Genomic DNA, 18,997 nt, shown 5'->3' with positions numbered 1-18,997 from the left:
ACGTCAGGGTCCGTCGGCGAGCTGGACGGGGACGACGTCGCGGCCGTGCACCACGGCGCCCGCCCCGGGGGCGTGCCGGCGCGCCGGGTCCGTGGCCCACGCCAGGTCCACCCCGAACACCTCGGCGCTGCCCGGCTCGCCGGGATCGAGCACCACACCGCACCGACGTGCGCGCAGGCCGCCGAGCAGGCCGCGGAACGCCATCGATGCCGGGCCGGTCTGGGCGGAGGCGACCACGAGGACGGGGTACGCGCCGTCCGGCGGCCGCGCGCTGGGGGCGTCGTCGCCGTCGGGGTCGGTCGTGAGGGCGGCCAGCCGTGCCGCGGCGCCCGGTGCCACCCCGTCGAGGCGGTCGAGGTCGTCGACCACCACCACGAGCGGCCCGGCGGGCGGCAGGGCGAGCGGCGCCTCGAGCAGCGCCTCCAGCGCGCGGGCCAGCCCGGTGAGGGAATGACCGCAGGTGCGGTCGGCGGCGCGGGCCTCGCCGAGGGCGCGCAGCGGTCCGTCGTGCGCCACGAGGACGACCGGTCGGTGCTGCTCGAGCAGCCCGGCAGCGATCACGGCCAGCGCGGTGGACCGGCCCGATCCCGGCGGACCGGCGACCAGGGCGCCCTGGCCGACCGCGAGCCGGACGGGGCGGCCGTCGTCGCCGCCGATCCCGAGCGGCACCCCGACGAGGGGCGGGCCGCCCCCGGTCCGGGTCGTGCCGACGCGACCGGTCCCGCGCGGCTCCCGGCGCACGGCTCGCCGCAGCGCGTCCGCCGTGACCGCGGCCGGGACGCGCACCAGCCGCGGCGCGGTGGGCGCCGGGCCGCGGGCAGGAGCGGGCGGCGCCGCCGCCGGGACGGCCACCTGGCACAGCGCCGGCTCCCACCACCGCGGTGCACCCGCGCCCGCCGGCTCGGGCGCGTCCGTCACGGTGGTGCTGCCGGGCAACCAGATCGCCCGGCCCGGGCCGCGCCGGCCGCCGCACAGTGCGGGCGGCACGCCGGCCATCGACTCCGCGACCGCGTCGCCCACCGGCAGCACCAGCCGGTCGGTGAAGAGTGCGGCCAGGGTGTGCGACCCCCCGGGGGGCGCGGTGGCGGCGACCGCGAGCCCGTGCCGCCGGCCGTCGCGCACGAGCTCGAGCAGCAGGTCCGCGGCCCGGCCCCGGGCGACCTCGCCCAGTGCCGACAGGACGGCGTCCACCCGGTCGACCAGGAGCAGCCGGGGCGGGGGCGGTGGCCCGGTCACCCGGGCGCCGGACGTCACCGGCGACGCGGCCGCGGCCGACCGCAGCTGCTGCAGCAGCCGCGCGGCCCCGAGCGGGTCGTCGACGGTCAGCTCCGTCCCGGCGCCCGGGTGACCGGGCCGCACGTCGAGCACCGGGCCGCCGGTCGTCAGCGCGTGCACGTGCCAGCCACGGTCGAGCGCCGCCGAGGCGAGCGTGCGCAGCAGCGCCGTGCGCCCCGAGCCGGACGCCCCGACCGCGAGCAGCGGTCCGTCGCCGGGCCGCCACACCACGACGGCCCGGCGCTGCTGCGCGGGCAGGTCGGCCAGGGCGAACGGCAGCCCACCGTCGCCCGGTGCCGGCGGCAGCGGGGTGCTGCCTGCGGTGCCGGGTGCGGTGACGTCCGCCCGGCCGTGCGCCGTGGTGGCGGCGGTGACGGGCTCCGTGGTGGGGCCGGTGCCGTGGATCGAGGACCCGTGCAGCGCGTCGGCGGGGACCCGGTCCGGCAGCGCGGGCAGCCACGGTGGCGCCGGTCGGGTCAGACCCGCCCGGTGTGCCGCGGTGCGTGCGGCGGCCACCCAGGCCGCCGTCGGGTCCCTGGTCGGGTCCCTGGTCGGGTCCCGGGTCGGGTCTCTGGTCGGGTCCCGGGTCGTGGCTGTCGCGGGCGCGGCTGCGGCCGCCGGGTCCGCGCCCGCGGCGTGGCCCGGACCCAGGGGCCACGGTGCCGAGGGCGCCCCCGGGGGGCGTGGCGGTGAGCCGGCGTGCGACCACGACCGGGGCGCCACGGGCCGCACGAGCACCGCGCGGGACCGGGGTGGGGCCGCGATGTGCGCGACCTGGAGCAGCTCAGGGGGCGCGGGACCGCGCCGGAGCAGGGCCCGGCCGACCTGCCGCTGGCCGATGCGCGCGGCGTCGGGGACGTCCAGCACGTCGAGCGACTCCCCGACGTCGGTGACCCGCAGCGCGATCCGCACGCCGAGGTTGGCCCGCAGGTCGGCACCGACCGCACCGCCGGGTCGCTGGGTCGCCAGCACCAGGTGCACGCCCAGGGACCGGCCCTGCGCCGCGACGCGCAGCAGCCCCGGGACGAAGTCCGGCAGGTCGTCGACGAGCGCGCGGAACTCGTCCACGACGACCAGCAGCCGCGGTGGCGCGGCCCCCGGCTGCCGGTCGCGCAGCGTCACGAGGTCCGGCGCGCCGTGCTCGGCCAGCAGCCGCTCGCGGCGGCGCAGCTCGGCACGCAGACCGGTCAGCGCACGGGCGGCCGCGGCCGGGTCCAGGTCGGTCACCTGCCCGACGACGTGCGGCAGCCCCGTGCACGCCCCGAGCCCGGCGCCCCCCTTGTAGTCGACGAGCAGCACGGCGAGGTCGGCGGGGGAGTGGGTCAGCGCCAGCGCCAGCACCCACGTCTGCAGCAGCTCGCTCTTGCCCGCGCCGGTCGTCCCCGCGACCAGCGCGTGCGGCCCGTCGCGCACGAGGTCGAGCTCGACCGGGACGTCACCCGGCCCCGCGCCGAGCGGTGCCCGCAGCCCGCGGTCGCCGGCGCCGACCCCTGCCCCCGGTGCGCGCCCCCAGCGGCGCAGCACCGCGTCGGCGTCCGGCGGCGGGATCCCGGGCAGGTCGGCGACGGCGACGACGTCGGGCGGCATGGGCGTCGGCCCCGTGCCCGGCCCGGCGGGCCGGCGAGCCCTGCGGTACGCGATCGCGCACAGCAGCCTGGCCTGGCGCTCGGCCCAGCTCGCCGACACCCCGCACAGCACGGCCGACGCCGGGGGACGCGCGGGCCGGGTGACGCCCACCGTGGGGCCGCCGTCCGTCACGTGCAGGACGGTGGTGCACCAGGGCGGCACCCGTGCCGCCTCCGACTCCACGACCAGCACGGTCGCTCCGGCCGCCGCGCGCCGGGCGAGCCAGGTCGCCCGGCTGATCGGCGCCGGGTCGGGGACTCCGGCGTCGTCCCGGTCGCGGGCGTCCCCGCGCCCGCGTCGTGCGGGCGTGCTCGCCGACGCGTGCCGGTGCGCCGCGTCGCGCGCGCCCTCGCCGCAGGACGGCGCCGCCCTCGCCGTGCCCGCAGGTGCGGTCGGGTCGGCGGTCCCGTCGACCACCAGCAGCGCCGTACCCGGGTGCCCGTCCCCGGGCTCGATCCCGTCGGGCAGCAGCCACCGGCACCACGCCCACTCGTCCGGGGCACGGGCGTCGCCCAGCACCCGGATGCCGAGGAACGGATGGTGCGGGTCGTGCGACCCGGCGCCGGGCGGACCGGTGCCCTGGCCGAGGCGGACCGCGGCCTCGTCGCAGACCAGCAGGCGCGCCACCGCGAGTGCGGTGTGGCGCGACCCCACCACGGCGAGGCAGCGGTCCGGGGCGAGCGCACGCAGCGCGCCCGTCCCGAGCCTGCGACCGGACCAGCCCGGCGCGGGGCCGGGGGTGCGTCCGTGCGGCTCGCCCCAGTGGAGTCCCGGTGCGCCGCCGATGCCGCCGCCGCCGACGCCGATGCCGCCGACCCCCACACCGGCGTCCGGCCCGCCCGGCGCCCGCAGCGCCTCACCCGCCGCCGCGCCGAGGTCCTGCAGCGCCCGGGTCCGCAGGTCCGCCGGGGACGGGAGAGCGATGTCGTCGCCGAGCCCGGCCAGCTCCCACCCCGCCGCCCCGCCGGCCGCCCCGTCGGCCGCCCCGACCGGCGCGCCCCGGGCATCCGCTACCGCACCGGTCGCCCCACCCGGCGTGGCCCTCGATGCGGCCGGGTGCCGCCGCGCCCGCCACCGGGCGACCGGGCGACCGGTCCGGCCGGCCGCCGCCCCGACCAGCGCGGTCACCGGGCCGACCGCCGCCAGGCCGAGCAGCATCCGGTTGCCCGTCGCTGCCGCCAGCACCAGGGCACCGGCGGTGGGTGCGACCAGGGTCGGCAGGGCGCCCGCGCCGCGCGCCGGCGTCCGGGCTGGCCGCGGGGCGGTGCCCGGCCGGAGCTGCCGGTCGACGGCGGCGCCCGCGCGGACCTCGAGCGTGCTGACACCCACCAGCAGCCGGTCACCGTCCCGCAGCCGCCGCGCACGTGCGGTGCGACGCCCCACCGCGACCGGCCGTCCCCGGCGTACCAGGACGGTCCCGTTGCGCGACCCGTCCTCCCGGACGACCGGCGACCGGCGGCCCGGTGCCACGACCAGCTGGCGGCCGGAGACGGCCGGGTCGGCCAGAGCGAGTTGCGGCTGCCGCCCGCTCGCGCGCCCCGTGCGGCCGACCGTGACCGCCCCGTCCAGGGCGACCAGGGCGCCGGCGTCGGGACCGGCGACCACCGCCAGGTGCCACCGGCTGTGCAGGGCGAGCCGGTCCGCGGCCGGTGCCCGGGCACCCACGTGGACGATCGCGCCGGGCAGCAGCGGCACGTGCCCGGTGACCTGGTCGTCGTCGAGGACGACGTCGTCCACCGCGAGCCGCACGCCGGGGCGACCGGCCGTGCCGGTGAGCTCGGGCCGGCCGGTCGCCCGGGCCAGGTGCGGGCGGAGGTCGCCCAGCCGGATGTCGTCGGGCACGTCGAGATCGACGTCGGGGGAGCCGGGGTGCCCGGCGACGGTCAGGCGCACGCGTCCACCGTGCCGACCGCCCCGGACGCGGCGACGCCGCGGGCCCGTGGAGCCGGGGACGTGCCCCCGCTCCACAGGCCCGCGGGTCGGTCAGTCGACCGCCAGCGCCGCGACCGGGGACGTCCGCGCCGCCGACCGCGCCGGCAGCACGCTGGCGAGCAGACCCGCGGCGAGCGCGACGGCGAGCACGAGGGCCAGGTCGCCCCACGGCATCTCGAGGCTCACGTCCCCGACCACGCCCAGCACGGTCACGGCACCGGCCCAGCCGTACACCACGCCGAGCCCGATGCCCAGCACCGCGCCGACGCCGGCGATCAGCACCCCCTCGATCGCGAGCGTGCCGCGCAGCTGGGAGCGGGACAGGCCGATCACCCGCAGGGTCGCCGACTCCCGGCGCCGCTCGAGCACCGACAGCGACAGGGTGTTCGCGACCCCGATGAGCGCGATCACCACGGCCACCGCGAGCAGCCCGACGACGACCGCGAGCAGCGTGTCGATGATCCCCTCGAACAGCGCCCGCTCGACGGCAGCGCCGGTCACCATGACCGCGGTGTCCGACACCGCGTCCTGGATCGCGGGCACCACCCGGGACGGGTCCGCCCCGTCGGCCAGGCGCGCCCACGCCACGTCCTGGGCGTCCGGGACCGTCAGGGCGCTGAACGTCGTCGGCGTCAGCGCGACGCCGCCGGGCAGCTCGGTGACCACGACGGTGCGCTGCACCGCGTCGCCGGCCGCCGTCTCGGCGCCCGTCGACGGGTCCGTCTCGGTCCCGCTGACCGACACCGTGTCACCGTCGGACAGCCCGAGGTCCTGCGCCAGGCTCTGCGCCACCACGACGGTGTCCGGCGACAGGCCGGTCACCATCGACGGGGTGCGCAGCAGTGCGGTCGCGTCGGCGGGCTCGATCGCGGACGCGGTGACCGAGCCGGTCGCCCCGTCCGTGGCGGTCACCAGCACCGGGCCCTGGGCCACCGTGGTGACCAGCTCGACGCCGTCGACCGCCCGGACCGTGCTCAGCAGCGCCGGGCCGACCAGGGGCGCGGCGCCGTCCTGCTCGGCGCCGCCGTCGGCCAGCTCGACATCGACCGGGAACTGCCGGTCGAGCTCGTCGGACAGGGTCACCCGGGCGCTCGCGGCGCCCGTGCTCATCATGGTCACCAGCGTGACGCCGATCAGCAGCGCGGTGCTCGTGGCGGCGGTCCGGCGCGGGTTGCGCACGGTGTTCGCGGCCGCGAGCCGGGCGCTGGCCCCGCCGCGGCCCACGAGCCGCCCGCAGGCCCCCACCACGCGCGGCAGCCAGAACACCGACCCCACCACCACGCCGACGAAGGACAGGGCACCACCGAGCACGCCCACGAGCGGGCCGAGCAGGTCCCCGAGGCTGCGACCGAACACGGCGGCGATCGCGAGCAGCGCGAAGCCGCCGACCGTGAGCAGCACCGACAGGACGAGCCGGGGCCGGTTGCGGCGCTGGGTGACGGCCGGTGCGTCGGCCGGCCGCAGGGCCGCGAGCGGGGCGACGCGGGTCGCCGCGCGCGCCGGGGCGAACGAGGCCAGCACGGTCACCAGCGTGCCCACCAGCAGTGGCACCAGCACGACGGCGGGCGTGATGCTCACCGTGGCCGGCAGCGGCACCTCGAGGCTCATCCGGCCCAGCGCCCACAGCGCCGCCTGCGCCGCGCCCGTGCCGAGCAGCAGCCCGGCCAGCGACGCGGCGAGGCCGAGCAGGGTGGCCTCGAGCAGGACCGACCCGCGCAGCTGGCGGCGGTCGGCGCCCACGCACCGCAGCAGCGCCAGGGTGCGGGTCCGCTGCGCGATCAGCACCTGGAAGGTGTTGGAGATGACCAGCGCCGCGACCAGCAGCGCGACTGCGGCGAAGCACAGCACGATCACCGTGAACACGTCCGCGCCGTCGGTCAGCTCGGCGGTCATCACCTGGGCCTGCTCGTCCTTGGTCCGCACCGTGGCGTCCGCGGGGACCGCCTCGCCGAGGGCGGCGCGGGCGGCCTCGACGTCGGCGCCGTCCGCGAGGGCGACGACGGCGCTGTCGTAGGTGAGGTCCCCGCCGTCGACGGCCTGGTCGCCGGCCCACTGCTCGAGCTCGGCCCGCGTGAGCACGCCGGCGCCGCCGGACTGGGCGTAGGCGCCGTACGGGTCCTGCACGACGCCGACGACGGTCAGCTCCTCGGTCCGCTCGACCCACCGGGGTCCGGCCTCCGGGTCGACGCCCGGGTCGACGCCCGGGTCGCTCGCCGCGCCGTCCGCCGCCGCGCCGTCCGCCGGCGCGCCAGGGGCGTCGTCGGCCCACTGCCCGACGTGCGCGGTCAGGGTGTCACCGATCCCGACACCGAGCCGCTCCGCGACCGCGGGCGGCAGAGCGATTTCGCCGGCCTCGTCCGGTGAGCGGCCGTCGACGACGCGCTGGGCGTCCAGTCGGGGGTCGGACGCGACCGGGACGAGCTGCTGGACGGTGCGGCGCGAGCCGTTGCTCAGCTCGACCCACGTGGACAGCCGTCCGTCGACCGCGGCGACCGCGTCCCCCTGCGCGAGCGCCTCCACGGTCGCGGCCGACACGCTGTCGTCGCTGGTCACGACGAGGTCGGCGTCGGCGTAGGACGCGGCGACGGCGTCGTAGCTGGTGCGGGTGATCACGGCACCGGCGATGAGCGTCGCGGCCACGAACGCGGTGCCGATCGCGATGGCGACACCCGCGGCCGTGAGCCGGCCGAGGCTGCGCCGCATCTGGGCGAGGGTGAGGCGCAGCATCAGCGGGTCACCCCGTCCCGCTGCGGCGTGCCCTGGACGGGGGCCTCGAGGGACCGCAGGGCGTCCAGCCCGGCGAGCACCGACTCGGGCGTGGGGTCGACGATGTCCCCGGCGATCCGGCCGTCGGCGAGCAGGACGACGCGGTCGGCGTACGCGGCGGCCGTGGGGTCGTGGGTCACCATGATGACCGTCCGGCCGAGCTCGCGGACCGAGCGCCGCAGGAAGCTGAGCACCTCGGCCCCGGCCCGGGAGTCCAGGTTGCCGGTCGGCTCGTCGGCGAAGACCACCTCGGGCCGGGCGATGAGGGCGCGCGCGATCGCGACCCGCTGCTGCTGGCCGCCGGACAGCTCGGCCGGGCGGTGCGTCAGGCGCCCGCCGAGCCCCAGCGTGGTGACCAGCGTGTCGAACCACTCCCGCACCTCGGCGTCGACGCGCGACCCGGCCAGCTCCAGCGGCAGCAGGATGTTCTGCTCGGCGGTGAACATGGGCAGCAGGTTGAAGGACTGGAAGACGAAGCCGATGCGGTCCCGGCGCAGGCGGGTGAGCTCGGCGTCACCCAGCCGGGTCGTCTCGGTGGTGCCCAGGTAGGCGCTGCCCGACGTCGCGGTGTCCAGCCCCGCCAGCAGGTGCATGAGGGTCGACTTGCCGGACCCCGACGGACCCATGATCGCGGTGAAGGCACCGGCGGCGAAGTCGACGTCGACGGCGTCCAGCGCGCGCACGGCCGAGCCGCCGGCTCCGTAGACCTTGCTCAGGGTGCGGGCGCGGGCCGCGGGGACGTCGGGGGTGGTGCGGTCGCGGTCCGGCTGCGCGCCGGTCCGGTCGGTGGGGACGTACACGGTGGTGTCCACTTCGGTGCTCCTGCGATGGGTGTCGGGGTACGTCACCGACGCTACGATCCGGGGCACCGCGCCGGCATCGGGCCCGGGACGGGTCCGGCCGTCATCCCGGGGGTGGAGGCCCGGTGGCGACGTCCACCGGCGGGCGGGTCACCGGCGGGTGCGGCGACCGGCGGGCTACAGCCCGGGCTGGACCAGGCCGGTCTCGTACGCGACGACCACGGCCTGCACCCGGTCCCGGGCGCCGAGCTTGGCCAGGATGCGCCCGACGTGCGTCTTGACGGTCGCCTCCGCGACGAACAGGTCCTGGCCGATCTCGGTGTTGGACCGGCCGCGCGCCATGAGCACGAGCACCTCCCGCTCGCGGTCGGTCAGGCCGGCCAGCGCGTCCCGGGAGGCCGCGGCGGAGGCGTCGTCGGGCGAATCCGGGGGCAGTGCGGTCACCAGGTGCTCGAGCAGGCGGCGTGTGCTCGACGGCGCGATCACCGCGTCACCGGCGTGCACGGTGCGGATCGCGGCGAGCATCTCCTCGGGCTGGGCGTCCTTGAGCAGGAAGCCGCTCGCGCCGGCGCGGATGGCGGCGAGCACGTACTCGTCCAGGTCGAACGTGGTCAGCACGATGACCCGCGTGCCGCCCCCGCCGGCAGGTGACCCCTGGGTGAGCCGGGCGGTGGCGGCCAGGCCGTCCATCCGCGGCATGCGCACGTCCATGAGGACCACGTCGACGTCGGCCCCGGCCAGCACGCGCAGCGCCTCCTCGCCGTCGCCGGCCTCCGCGACGACCTGCAGGTCGGGCTGGGAGTCGATCACCATCCGGAACCCGGCCCGCACGAGCTGCTGGTCGTCGACCAGGGCGATCCGGACGGGGCCGGCTGCCCGGGCGGGGTGCGGCTCGGTCGTCTGCGGCGTGGTCACTGCGGCTCCAGGGAGAGGGGGCGGGTCGAGCGCGGCCATGGTGGCAGACGCCGTCGGGACGGTCCGGCGTCACGCCGACGAGGGCAGCGGCAGGCGCGCCCGCACCCGGAACCCGCCCCCCGCGCGCGGCCCGGCGGTGACCGTCCCGCCGAACATGGCCGCCCGCTCGCGCATCCCGGTCAGCCCCTGCCCGGCGCCGTCGCCGGTCGCGGCGGCGCCCCGGCCGTCGTCGGTCACCTCGACGGTCAGGGCGGTGGGGGACCACTGGACGAGCACGGTGACCGACGGGTCCGGCCCCGCGTGCTTGAGCACGTTCGTCAGCGACTCCTGGCAGATGCGGTACGCGGTCAGCCCGGCGCCCGGCGGCAGCGGGCGCGGGGTTCCCATCCGCACCAGGGACACGGTCATGCCGCTGGCGCGCATGCTGTCGACGAGGCGCTCGATGTCCTGCGCCGCGGGCTGCGGGACGAGCTCGGCCGTGCCGCCGTCGCCGTCCGCGCCGGTCTCGTCCGCGGTCCGCAGCACCCCGAGCAGCCGCCGCATGTCGGCCAGCGCGGCGCGGCCGGTCTCCGCGATCGTGCCGAGCGCACGGCCCGCCGCGTCGGGGTCCGCCTGGGCGGCGTACCGACCGCCGTCGGCCTGGGCGACGACGACCGACAGCGAGTGCGCGACGATGTCGTGCATCTCCCGGGCGATCCGCGCCCGCTCGGCGGACGTGGCGATCCTCGCCTGCTGGTCGCGCTCGACCTCGAGCCGTTCGGCGCGGTCCCGCAGCGCCAGCAGCGTCTCCCGGCGCGCACGCTTGGCCAACCCCGACGCCCAGACCGCGACGCACGCGGTCGAGGCGAAGACGCCCACGATGATCATGGCGCCGAGGTCGGCGGCCCCGGTCGTGAGGTACAGCGCCACGCCGAGCAGGAACGAACCCACGATCCCGCCGGCCACCGCCGTGCGGTGCGCCCAGCGCGGCCCGTAGACCGTGACCGAGTACAGCGCCACCAGCACCGCCATGTCGGCGGGCCACAGCAGCGGGCTGCCCAGGACCGTGTGCAGCAGGCCGACCGTGTAGACGCCCACCACGGACGCGACCGGGCGGGTGCGCCGCCAGGCGAGCGGCACGACGACGGCGACCGCCCACAGCGGGCCGTCGACGCTGGCCGCCACGGACAGTACCAGCGTGCCCGCCAGGCCGACGAGGGCGAACACGGCGGTCCCGGCGGCGTCCAGGTGCCAGACGTGCCGCTCACGCCACCGGTCGGACCGCTCCCACCACCCCATCGCGCCAGCGTAGGCACCGGCGGGGCGCATCTCGTCGGACCGGGGACGGACCCGCCGGGCGGCCGTCCACCCCCGGGAGGACCGGCGACACCGGGCGCACAATCCCCCCACGGGTCGACCCATCGGGGGCGGCTCGTGACCTAGCATGGCGGAATGACGCAGGTACTGCTGGCTGAGGACGACCCTGCCATTGCCGAGCCTTTGGCTCGCGCGCTGTCCCGCGAGGGCTACGACGTCGTCGTGCAAGGAACCGGTCAAGGGGCTGTGGACCACGCGGCGGCCGCCGACCTCGTGGTCCTCGACCTGGGTCTGCCGGACATGGACGGGCTCGACGTGGCGCGGGCGATCCGCAACCAGGGGCTGACCACCCCGGTGCTGGTCCTGACCGCGCGCGCGGACGAGGTCGACCTCGTCGTCGGGCTGGACGCCGGCGCCGACGACTACGTGACCAAGCCGTTCCGGCTCGCCGAGCTGCTGGCCCGGGTGCGCGCGCTGCTGCGCCGCACCCACGGCGAGCCGGTCGACGAGGACGAGCTGCACGCGCAGGACGTCCGGGTGGACGTCGCGGCGCACCGGGCGTTCCAGAACGACCGCGAGCTGCACCTGACCGCCAAGGAGTTCGAGCTGCTGCGGGTGCTGGTCGCCGCCTCGGGCACGGTGGTGGCCCGCGAGACGCTCATGCGCGAGGTGTGGGGCACCGACCCGTCCGGCTCCACCAAGACCCTGGACATGCACGTGTCCTGGCTGCGCCGCAAGCTCGGTGACGACGCCAACGCGCCGCGCTACGTGACCACCGTGCGCGGGATGGGCTTCCGGTTCGAGACCGGCGCGCACGCGGCGGCGTAGGACGTGCGCCGCCGCGTCCTGCAGGCGACGATCGCGGCGGTCACCGTCGCCGTCGTCCTGCTCGGGATCCCGCTGGCCTTCTACGGGGCGCAGTACGCGCGGGACAACGAGCTGCGCGACCTGCAGACCCGCGCCGACCAGCTGGCCGCCGCCATCGACTTCCGCGCGTCGCGCGAGCCACCCATCGAGGTGACGACGACGACGCTCGAGGGGTACACCGGGGAGCGCAACGGGCTGCCCGCCGCGGTCACCGTGCTGCTGCCGGACGGCACCCAGCTGCGGGCGGGCGAGCCCATCGAGGGCCGGACGCTGTCCGCGGTCGCGACCGCGGAGTCCGGCGCGACGGTCCTGGTCGTCATCTCCTGGTGGGACGTCTTCTTCCTCAGCGCGCGGATCGTCGCGGCCGTCGTCGTGGTGGCGGTGGTGGCCTTCGGCGCCGGCATCGTGATGGCGATGTGGCAGGCCAACCGGCTGGCGGCACCCCTGGTGTACCTGGCCGCGTCCGCCGAGCAGCTCGGCTCGGGCCAGGTGCGGCCGCAGGTCGAGCCGTCCGGCGTCGAGGAGATCGACCTCGTGGCGGCCGAGCTGGCCCGCAGCGCCGACCGGATGGCGGGGCGCCTCGCCGCGGAGCGGCAGTTCGCCGCGGACGCGTCCCACCAGCTGCGCACGCCGCTGACCGCGCTGTCGATGCGGCTCGAGGAGATCATGCTCGCCACCGACAAGTCCGAGGTCCGCGAGGAGGCCCGCATCTCGCTGGAGCAGGTGGAGCGGCTGGTGACGGTGGTCGACGACCTGCTGCAGCGGTCGCGGCGCGCGCAGGGCGGCACCACCGAGGCGCTGCGCCTGCTCGACGTCGTCCGCCAGCAGGAGGAGGAGTGGGCCCCCACCTTCGCCCAGGCCGGCCGGGAGCTGACCATCGAGGTGTCGGCGACCGCGCAGGTGCTCGCCACGCCGGGCGCGCTGGCCCAGGTGCTGGCGACCCTGCTGGAGAACTCGCTGCGGCACGGCGGCGGCCGCACCACGGTGCGGTCGCGCACCAGCGGTCCGAGCGGCGCCGTCGTCGTCGAGGTCGCCGACGAGGGCGCGGGTGTCCCGGACGAGCTCGCGCCGCGGATCTTCGAGCGCGGGGCGACCTCGGGTGCGGGGACCGGCCTGGGGCTGGCGCTGGCCCGCGACCTCGTCGCCGCCGACGGCGGGCGGCTGGAGCTCGCGCAGCGCCGACCCGCCGTGTTCGCGGTCTTCCTCGCCGGCGTGCCGCGGTCGCTGGACCCCGACCTCGTGCTGCCGAAGGGATCCCTGATCTCCCCGCGCCGGGTGCGGCGCGGCCGCTAGCCGTCCTGCCCCGCGTGCACCGGCGGACGCCGACCGCCCCCGGGGCACGGCTCCACTACGCTCACCCTCCGTGGCAGCACCCGTGGTGGCAGTGGTCGGTGGTGGGCAGCTCGCCCGCATGATGGTGCCCGCGGCCACCGCGCTCGGGGTGCACCTGCGGGTCCTGGTGGAGGCACCGACGACGTCGGCGGCGCAGGTCGTCCGGGACGCCCCCGTCGGCGCCGCGGCCGACGACGACGCCGTCCGCGGGCTCGTCACCGCCGCCCCCGCGGCCGACGTGCTGACCTTCGAGCACGAGCACGTGCCGAACGCGCTGCTCGAGGCGCTCGTGGCCGAGGGGCATCCCGTGCACCCCGGGGCGCACGCCCTGGTGCACGCCCAGGACAAGATCGTGATGCGCCGCCGCCTGACCGCGCTGGGGGTGCCGTGCCCGCGCTGGACCGAGCTGCCCGACGCCGCGGCGCTCGACGCGTTCCTCGCCGAGGTCGGGCCGGCCGCCGTCGTCAAGACCGCCCGCGGCGGCTACGACGGCAAGGGCGTGCGCGTGGTCCGGTCCTCCGGGGACGTCGCCGACTGGTTCGCCGCGCTCGCCGACGGCGGCGTCCCGCTGCTCGCCGAGGAGCGGGTGCCGTTCACCCGCGAGCTCGCGGTGCTCGTCGCCCGCCGTCCGTCCGGAGAGGTCCGGGCCTGGCCCGTGGTGGAGTCGGTGCAGCGGCACGGGGTCTGCAGCGAGGTGGTCGCCCCCGCCCCCGACCTGGACCCCGGGCTCGCCCGTGAGGCGACCGCGCTCGCGGTGTCCGTCGCCGAGGGGCTCGACGTCACCGGGGTGCTGGCGGTCGAGCTGTTCGAGGTCCCGGGGGCCGACGGCGCCCCGACCGTGCTGGTCAACGAGCTCGCGATGCGCCCGCACAACTCCGGGCACTGGACCATCGACGGCTCGGTGACCAGCCAGTTCGAGCAGCATCTGCGGGCCGTCCTCGACCTGCCCCTGGGTGAGACCCGGGCCCGCGAGCGGTGGTCGGTGATGGCCAACGTGCTGGGCAGCTCGCACGCCGACCTGGCCGACGCGCTCGGTGCGGTGACCGCGCACGACGCCGGCGCCAAGGTCCACCTGTACGGCAAGGACGTCCGGCCCGGACGCAAGCTCGGCCACGTGACCGTGACCGGGGACGACCTGGACGACGTCCGGGCGAGGGCCCGCACCGCCGCGGCGGTGCTGCGCGGCGACAGCACCGAGGAGGACGCATGAGCGGCGGGCCGCAGGTCGGGATCGTCATGGGGTCGGACTCGGACTGGCCGGTGATGCAGGCCGCGGCCGACGTCCTGGGCGAGTTCGGCGTCCCGGTCGAGGTCGACGTCGTCTCGGCGCACCGGATGCCCGAGGCGATGATCGCCTACGGGCGCGAGGCCGCGGGTCGGGGGCTGCGGGTGGTCGTGGCGGGCGCCGGGGGAGCGGCGCACCTGCCGGGGATGCTCGCGGCGGTGACGCCGCTACCGGTGATCGGGGTCCCGGTGCCGCTCACGCACCTGGACGGGATGGACTCGCTGCTGTCGATCGTGCAGATGCCGGCCGGTGTCCCGGTCGCGACGGTGTCGATCGGCGGGGCGCGCAACGCCGGGCTGCTCGCGGTGCGGATCCTGGCCGCCGGCGGCGACGAGGGGGCGCTGCGGCTGCGCGCCGCCATGGTGGACTTCCAGGACGACCTGCGCGCCCAGGCGACGGCCAAGGGCGAGCGGCTGCGCGCGCGGTCCGGGGGCGACGCCGCCGGCTGACGGCGCCGAGGGGTGCTCAGCGCTCCCCGCGACGCCGTTCGCCCAGCCGGCGCCGGACGAACACGGCCAGACCCACCGCGAACGCGGCGTAGATCGCCCAGTTGATGACGTCGCTGTACCGGCCGATCTCCGTCCACCGACTGCCCAGGAGGTAGCCCGCCGCCACCAGCGCCGCGTTGTAGACGGCGCTGCCCAGGGTCGTCCAGGCCACGAACCGCACGAGCGGCATCCGCTCCACACCGGCCGGGATCGACACCAGGCTGCGCACCACGGGCACGCACCGGCCGATGAGGACCGCGGTGCCGCCGTGCCGGTCGAACCAGGCCTCGGCGCGCTCGACGTCGCCCCGGTCCACCAGCGGCAGCCGGTCGGCGATCCGCCGCAGCCGCTGCGCACCGAGCACCGCGCCGGCCCAGTAGAGCACCAGGGCTCCGACCACGGACCCGATCGTGGCGCCGACCACCGCCAGGACCAGGGACATCCGGCCCTGGCCGGCCAGCAGCCCCGCCACCGGCAGCACGACCTCGCTGGGGATGGGCGGGAAGACCGTCTCCAGCGCGACCAGCGCCGCGACCCCGGCGGGCCCGAGCGCGTCGATGGTGTCGACCACCCAGCCGGCGAGCCCGGTCAGCTCGGCGGGGTCACCTCCGGCGGCCGCGCCGATCATCGGGCGGGGTCGGGCGCGGGGGACGGGGCGGGGGCGGGGGCGGGGGACGGGGCGAGGAGCTGCGCAGGCACCGGCGGCTGACTGCCCAGGGGGCCGCGAGGGGTCATGGCCTCCACCCTACGAACGACGCGGCCGGGCGGCCCGAGGAGCCGGGCGGCCCGGGGAGCCGGGCGGCCACGGGCGCGTCGCCCTGCGACGGCGCACACCGGGTCAGCGGCGCGGCGGTGCCACGCTGAACAGGTCGCCCGGCTGGCATCCCAGCGCGTCGCAGACGGCCGTCAGGGTGGAGAACCGCACGGCCCGGGCGCGGTCGTTCTTCATCACCGAGAGGTTGACCACCGTCACGCCGGCGCGGGCGGCGAGCTCGGTGAGGGTCATGTCGCGGTCGGCGAGCAGGGCGTCGAGGTGGCACACCACCCGGTGCCCCGCGGCGTCGTCGTCGGGCGCGGCCGTGCGTGGGCTCACACGAGTCCCGCGGTGTCGTCGGCGATCTGGGTGCCGCGGCGGAAGGCCTCGGCGACCACGAAGAGCAGGGCGGCGACGCCGACCGGCGCCAGCTCGAATCCCATGCCGACCACGAAGGGACTCCCGGGCCCGACCAGCCCGAGCCCGTCGAGCACGATCACCGCGGCGAGCTGCGGCAGCAGCGGTGCGACGATCCCGGCGAGCAGCACGATGGTCGCGGTCCAGCCGATGCGGGCCGAGTTCCCCCGGCGGAACGGCTCCCCACCGGCGACCGCCCGCAGCACGGGCGCGAGCAGCACCGCGCACAGCCCCACGGCGAGCCCGCCGAGGGCGGCGTCGCCGCGGGCCAGGAACCCGGTCCACCGGCCCGTGCCGGTGGAGTCGACGAGCACCAGGCCGTCGTCGGAGGCACGCAGCCACGTCCCGGACGGCAGGTCGACGCCGTCCACGTCGACGGGGACGGGTGCGCCGACCCCCACGCCGTCGGGCTGCTCCGAGGGCTGCACGGCCACCGGGACCAGGACGTTGCCGGGGGCCTGCGTCGCGCCGTTGACCGCGTAGCCCACGCCGCCGACGGCGGCCACCGCGCCGACCACGAGCAGCAGCACGGCGATGAGCTCGGTGGTGCGCGGGCCGACGTAGACGGGGTCCGACGTCATGTCGCGCCACCGCTGCCTGAGGTCCATCGCCGCTCCCGTCGCCGCCACCATATCGACGGTCGATATGGCCCGGGCAGCACGCTAGATATCGAGTGTCGATATGTCAACGGCTCCTCGACGGGCGGGCGGCCCGGAGCCGACCTAGCGTGCAGGGGTGGCAGCCACGACCGTGACGTCCCCGGCCACGCAGGCGCCGCTCCCCGACGGCGACCGCGTGCCCGCGGTGGCCCGACCCCGGCTGGTGGCGCTGGACGGGCTGCGGTTCGGCGCCGCGGTCGGCGTGCTGCTCTTCCACTACCTCGTGCGTGACTCCCAGGCGTGGGGCCGGCCGCCGTCGGAGGTGTTCCCCGGGCTGGGGCCGTGGCTCGTCTACGCCGCGCTGGGGCCCGAGCTGTTCTTCGTCATCAGCGGGTTCGTCATCCTCATGACCGCGTGGGGACGCAGCGTGCCCGACGTCGCCGCCTCGCGGGTCGCGCGGCTGTACCCGGCGTACTGGGTCTCGGTGCTGCTCACCGGGGCCCTGCTGCTGTGGCTGTGGCCCGGCGGCAAGGACGTCACGCCGGGTCAGGTCGCGGTCAACCTCACGATGCTGCAGAGCCTGGTCGACGTGGGCAACGTCGACGGCGTCTACTGGACGCTGTGGACCGAGCTGCGGTTCTACGCCATCGTGCTCGTCCTGGTGGCGGTCGGCCTCACGCGCCGCCGCCTGCTGGTGTTCGCCGCCGGGTGGCCCGCCGCCGCGCTCGTCGCCGACGCCGTCGGGCCGCACTGGCTCCGCGAGCTGCTCGTCTCGGGGTACGCGCCGCTGTTCGCGGCCGGGATGATGCTGTACGTCGTGTTCCGCGAGGGGCACTCGCGGGTGCCCTGGGCGCTCGTGCTCGCCAACGTGGCCGCCTCGGTCTGGGTGGTCGTCCCGCACCAGCTCGCCCAGCAGGCTCGCAACACCCACGAGGCGCCGTCGGCGGTCGTGCTCGGGGTGCTCGTGGTCGCCTGCGTCGGGCTCGTCGCGGCGGTGACCCTCACCCCGCTCGCGCGGCTGCGCTGGCGCTGGCTCACCGTGGCCGGGTCGCTGACCTACCCGCTGTACCTGCTGCACGAGCACTGGGGCTGGTGGGTCATCGTGCACGTGCGCGACGTCGTGCCCACCTGGGCGGCGCTCGGGCTCGCCACCGGGTTCAGCCTCGCGCTGGCTGCGGCCGTGCACCACGGCGTGGAGCGCCGGATCGGGCCACCGCTGCGCAGGGCCGTGCGCAGCGGCCTCGAGCGCGCCGGGGGCACGGCCCGAGCCCGGGTCGCGCCGGCCCGGGACGGGCGGGCGCCGCGGCCCGGGCCGGTGCTGGACCGCCCCGTCCGCCGGGACGTCAGCCGGTCGGCAGTCCGCCGACCGGTCCCGCCGGCAGCGTCCCGTTCATGACGGCGGTGAAGAAGCCCGGGGCCGCGTCGGGGTCCAGCAGCACCGTGGACCCGAGGCCACCGGGGCGGTAGTCGGCGTCCGCGATCGGCGGGGTGCCGCGGATCCCGTCCGGGCCGGTCGCGCTGCGGAAGGCCAGCGCGAGCCGCGCGAGGTCGATGATGCCCGTGCGCTCGCTCACCTGCAGGGCGCCCAGGCCTGCATCCACGAGGGACACCTGACGCAGCGGGTTCACCACGAGCGACGGCCCGGCCGCGGTCGACGACAGCGCGGCGATGAGCTGCTGCTGGCGCTTGGCGCGGCCGATGTCGCCCTCGCGGTCGGCCTTGCGCATGCGCGCGAACGCCAGCGCCGTCCTGCCGTCGACCACCTGGCAGCCGGGCTCGGCCCACGTCAGGCCGGAGTCCGGGTCGTCCAGCGGGAACGACACCTGGTTCACGGCGGGGTCCAGGCACAGCTCGACGCCACCGACGGCGTCGACCACCTGCGACACCCCGCCGAGGCCGACCTCGACGTAGTGGTCGACGTGCAGGCCGGTCAGGCCCTCCACGGACTGCACGAGCAGCGGCGCGCCACCCCAGGAGTACGCCGCGTTGAGCTTGCCGGCGCCCTGGCCGGGGATCTGGGTGAGGGTGTCGCGGGGCAGGGAGATCAGGGCCGCGGGGCCGCTCGGGGGCACGTGCAGCACCATGATGGTGTCCGTGCGGGCGCCCTCGGTCCCGTCCTCGGCGATGCCGCCCTCACCGCCGCGCGAGTCCGACCCGGCGAGCAGGTACGTGGTGCCGGGGGTGTCCGGCGTCGCGGTGAGCGCGTCCACGTGCTGGATCTTGCCGTTCGCCCAGACCAGCAGGCCGATCGGCCACGCCAGCAGCGCGACCGCGACGACCGCGGCGACCAGGGCCAGGCGCCGCCGGTGCCCCCGGGCGTCACCGGCCGGCCGCGCGGTGGACGTGCCGGTCCGGGGCGGCGCACCACCGGCGGCGCCGCCGTCACCGGTCGCCGCGGCGCCCGGTCCGGACGGGGTGACCGGCTGCGGGGCGACCGGCTGCGGGGCGACCGAGCGCGGGGCCGCCGGTCGCACGGCCGCCGGACGGGCCGGCGCCGGGCGCGCCGCGGTGGTCGAGGACCGGACCGGTGCCGGGCGACCCGAGGAGACCCGGCCGACCGGCACGGCGTCGTCGGCCGACGGGCGGGCGCCGCCGGCCGGGGTGAAGCTCGGCGGGACGGCTCCGGGCTGGGCGCCGCCGGCCCC

14 protein-coding genes are annotated in these 18,997 nt (G+C 77.6%); 5 read left to right on the top strand and 9 right to left on the bottom strand.

Annotated elements, in window-relative coordinates; all coding sequences use genetic code 11:
* Positions 1–3: 3 nt before the first annotated feature.
* From Q0840_RS01960 to Q0840_RS01940, 5 genes are all read right to left on the bottom strand, one after another.
* Positions 4–4,794 (bottom strand): FtsK/SpoIIIE domain-containing protein, encoded by a 4,791-nt coding sequence (locus tag Q0840_RS01960; RefSeq protein WP_298455569.1) that lies wholly within the window; start codon positions 4,792–4,794, stop codon positions 4–6.
* 90 nt (positions 4,795–4,884) lie between these two features.
* Complete coding sequence (locus Q0840_RS01955; RefSeq protein ID WP_298455567.1) at positions 4,885–7,560, bottom strand: ABC transporter permease; 2,676 nt, start codon at positions 7,558–7,560, stop codon at positions 4,885–4,887.
* Positions 7,560–8,315, bottom strand: a complete 756-nt coding sequence (locus Q0840_RS01950) for an ABC transporter ATP-binding protein (RefSeq protein ID WP_298456550.1) — start codon at positions 8,313–8,315, stop codon at positions 7,560–7,562. Before Q0840_RS01950 ends, Q0840_RS01955 begins: the two co-directional genes overlap by 1 nt.
* Positions 8,316–8,576: 261 nt before the next feature.
* Positions 8,577–9,314, bottom strand: a complete 738-nt coding sequence (locus tag Q0840_RS01945; RefSeq protein ID WP_298455565.1) for a response regulator transcription factor — start codon at positions 9,312–9,314, stop codon at positions 8,577–8,579.
* Positions 9,315–9,383: 69 nt separating this feature from the next.
* Positions 9,384–10,592: a sensor histidine kinase gene (locus Q0840_RS01940; protein WP_298455561.1), complete on the bottom strand. Its 1,209-nt coding sequence runs from the start codon at positions 10,590–10,592 to the stop codon at positions 9,384–9,386.
* A gap of 153 nt (positions 10,593–10,745) precedes the next feature.
* Here Q0840_RS01940 and Q0840_RS01935 point away from each other — a divergent pair, with 153 nt between their 5' ends.
* From Q0840_RS01935 to purE, 4 genes are all read left to right on the top strand, one after another.
* The gene (locus Q0840_RS01935; protein WP_298455558.1) at positions 10,746–11,438 is read left to right on the top strand and encodes a response regulator transcription factor; all 693 of its coding nucleotides are present in this window, start codon (positions 10,746–10,748) and stop codon (positions 11,436–11,438) included.
* A gap of 3 nt (positions 11,439–11,441) precedes the next feature.
* Positions 11,442–12,770: an ATP-binding protein gene (locus tag Q0840_RS01930; RefSeq protein WP_298455555.1), complete on the top strand. Its 1,329-nt coding sequence runs from the start codon at positions 11,442–11,444 to the stop codon at positions 12,768–12,770.
* 70 nt (positions 12,771–12,840) lie between these two features.
* Positions 12,841–14,019 (top strand): 5-(carboxyamino)imidazole ribonucleotide synthase, encoded by a 1,179-nt coding sequence (locus Q0840_RS01925; RefSeq protein ID WP_298455552.1) that lies wholly within the window; start codon positions 12,841–12,843, stop codon positions 14,017–14,019.
* Positions 14,016–14,543 carry a 5-(carboxyamino)imidazole ribonucleotide mutase gene (purE, locus tag Q0840_RS01920; protein WP_298455549.1) on the top strand — a complete coding sequence of 176 codons (528 nt, stop codon included), beginning with the start codon at positions 14,016–14,018 and terminating at the stop codon, positions 14,541–14,543. Before Q0840_RS01925 ends, purE begins: the two co-directional genes overlap by 4 nt.
* A 16-nt stretch (positions 14,544–14,559) precedes the next feature.
* Here the strand turns inward: purE and Q0840_RS01915 are convergent, their stop codons facing one another.
* From Q0840_RS01915 to Q0840_RS01905, 3 genes are all read right to left on the bottom strand, one after another.
* A complete protein-coding gene (locus tag Q0840_RS01915; protein WP_298455547.1) occupies positions 14,560–15,210 on the bottom strand; it encodes a DedA family protein in 651 nt (216 codons plus the stop codon).
* Positions 15,211–15,420: 210 nt separating this feature from the next.
* The gene (locus tag Q0840_RS01910; protein WP_298455545.1) at positions 15,421–15,675 is read right to left on the bottom strand and encodes a helix-turn-helix transcriptional regulator; all 255 of its coding nucleotides are present in this window, start codon (positions 15,673–15,675) and stop codon (positions 15,421–15,423) included.
* On the bottom strand, positions 15,672–16,334 hold the full coding sequence (locus Q0840_RS01905; RefSeq protein WP_298455543.1) for a DUF2975 domain-containing protein: 663 nt from the start codon (positions 16,332–16,334) through the stop codon (positions 15,672–15,674). The genes Q0840_RS01910 and Q0840_RS01905 overlap by 4 nt, the downstream gene beginning before the upstream one ends.
* A 154-nt stretch (positions 16,335–16,488) precedes the next feature.
* Between Q0840_RS01905 and Q0840_RS01900 the strand changes: the two genes are divergently transcribed.
* Complete coding sequence (locus Q0840_RS01900) at positions 16,489–17,748, top strand: acyltransferase (RefSeq protein WP_298455539.1); 1,260 nt, start codon at positions 16,489–16,491, stop codon at positions 17,746–17,748.
* On the opposite strand, the gene Q0840_RS01895 is transcribed toward Q0840_RS01900, so the two are convergent.
* On the bottom strand, positions 17,696–18,997 hold a 1,302-nt coding region (locus Q0840_RS01895), incomplete at its 5' end, for an LCP family protein (RefSeq protein ID WP_367183054.1). The two genes, Q0840_RS01900 and Q0840_RS01895, sit on opposite strands and share 53 nt — an antisense overlap.

The sequence above is a fragment of the uncultured Cellulomonas sp. genome, assembly GCF_947494015.1.
Lineage (GTDB): Bacteria > Actinomycetota > Actinomycetes > Actinomycetales > Cellulomonadaceae > Pengzhenrongella.
This window is presented reverse-complemented; position numbering and strand designations above follow the sequence as displayed.

Coding starts and splice junctions, on each gene's coding strand:
- Q0840_RS01955 (WP_298455567.1), bottom strand. CDS start 7,560: ATGCTGCGCCTCACCCTCGCCCAGATGCGGCGCAGCCTCGGCCGGCTC.
- Q0840_RS01940 (WP_298455561.1), bottom strand. CDS start 10,592: ATGGGGTGGTGGGAGCGGTCCGACCGGTGGCGTGAGCGGCACGTCTGG.
- Q0840_RS01935 (WP_298455558.1), top strand. CDS start 10,746: ATGACGCAGGTACTGCTGGCTGAGGACGACCCTGCCATTGCCGAGCCT.
- purE (WP_298455549.1), top strand. CDS start 14,016: ATGAGCGGCGGGCCGCAGGTCGGGATCGTCATGGGGTCGGACTCGGAC.
- Q0840_RS01915 (WP_298455547.1), bottom strand. CDS start 15,210: ATGATCGGCGCGGCCGCCGGAGGTGACCCCGCCGAGCTGACCGGGCTC.
- Q0840_RS01905 (WP_298455543.1), bottom strand. CDS start 16,334: ATGACGTCGGACCCCGTCTACGTCGGCCCGCGCACCACCGAGCTCATC.